Origin of the sequence: Bartonella queenslandensis AUST/NH15, from assembly GCF_000312585.1 — a bacterium.
GTDB lineage: Bacteria > Pseudomonadota > Alphaproteobacteria > Rhizobiales > Rhizobiaceae > Bartonella > Bartonella queenslandensis_A.
Genome location: NZ_HE998251.1, coordinates 1 through 369, shown reverse-complemented (window position 1 = coordinate 369; position 369 = coordinate 1). Strand labels below are relative to the sequence as shown.

Below are 369 nucleotides of genomic sequence, written 5' to 3'. Positions count from 1 at the left end.
AATGAGTGTTTTTTCAGGAGTTACGAGTGGTTATCTCATCAGTTTTCCTTTTTCTGCATTTTTCATTGGCTTATTGGTTGAGTTATTTTGGCAGCGCTTGAATTTTATACTCTTATTCTTGATAAATACTGTGGGTGGTATAGGCGTTGTCTATGCTTTTGGTATTCCATGGACAGCGTATATGATACAAGTGCCTTTGCTAACAGTTTTAATAAGTTCATTAGGTTTTTTAATTGGTGGTTTTTTGAAGGTGCTGATTGCATCCTTTGTAGCACTTACCATTAAAAAAAACTGTTCCTCTCATTCATTTCGAGAAAGGGTAGTTCTGATTCTTGAATGAAGTTTTGTATTACAGTACATGAGAAAAAT

At 34.1% G+C, this 369-nt stretch carries 1 protein-coding gene; it reads left to right on the top strand.

The genetic code is table 11. From position 1 onward, the window contains the following. The coding region (locus BN338_RS10085; protein ID WP_039762045.1) for a biotin transporter BioY at positions 1 to 340 on the top strand (340 nt) is incomplete at its 5' end. Positions 341 to 369 lie beyond the last annotated feature (29 nt).